The following is a 785-nucleotide window of genomic DNA, read 5'->3' as shown; positions in this document are numbered from 1 at the left end:
GGCTTCTTCGAGGATGACGTGGGCGTTGGTGCCGCTGATGCCGAAGGCGGAGATGGCGGCGCGGCGGGGTCGGTGTGGGGTGGGGGGCCAGGGTTGGTGGTGGGTGAGGAGGGTGAGGGTGTGGGTGGTCCAGTCGACGTGGGGGGTGGGGGTGTCGATGTGGAGGGTGGGGGGGAGGCGGTGGTGGTGGAGGGCCTGGGTGATTTTGATGATGCCGGCGATGCCGGCGGCGGCCTGGGTGTGGCCGATGTTGGTTTTGAGGGAGCCGAGCCACAGGGGGGTGTGGGGGGTGTGGTGGGGGCCGTAGGTGGCGAGTAGGGCGTTGGCTTCGATGGGGTCGCCGAGGGTGGTGCCGGTGCCGTGGGCTTCGATGGCGTCGATGTCGGCGGGGGTGAGGTGGGCGTCGGTGAGGGCTTGGTGGATGACGTCGCGTTGGGCGGTGCCGCTGGGGGCCGAGAGCTGGCTGCTCGTGCCGTCGGAGTTGATGGCGCTGCCGCGGATGACGGAGAGTACGCGGTGGCCGTTGCGGCGGGCGTCGGAGAGTCGTTCGAGCAGGATGACGCCGGCGCCTTCGGCCCAGCCGGTGCCGTCGGCGGCGGCGGCGAACGCCTTGCACCGTCCGTCGGGGGAAAGCCCACGCTGCTGGCTGAACCAGACGAACAGGTCCGGTGTGGCCAGCACCGTGACGCCGGCGGCGAGGGCCAGCTCGCACTCGCCGCGGCGCAGGGACTGGCTGGCCAGGTGCAGCGCGACCAGCGAGGACGAGCAGGCGGTGTCCACGGTCA

At 71.7% G+C, this 785-nt stretch carries 1 protein-coding gene; it reads right to left on the bottom strand.

Annotated elements, in window-relative coordinates:
- The coding region (locus MXD61_RS05740) for a polyketide synthase (RefSeq protein WP_248811801.1) at nucleotides 1-785 on the bottom strand (785 nt) is incomplete at both ends.

The sequence above is a fragment of the Frankia sp. AgPm24 genome, assembly GCF_023243055.1.
GTDB lineage: Bacteria > Actinomycetota > Actinomycetes > Frankiales > Frankiaceae > Frankia > Frankia umida.
Note: the sequence above shows the minus strand (reverse complement) of the source record. Positions and strands in the feature narration are given on the sequence as shown.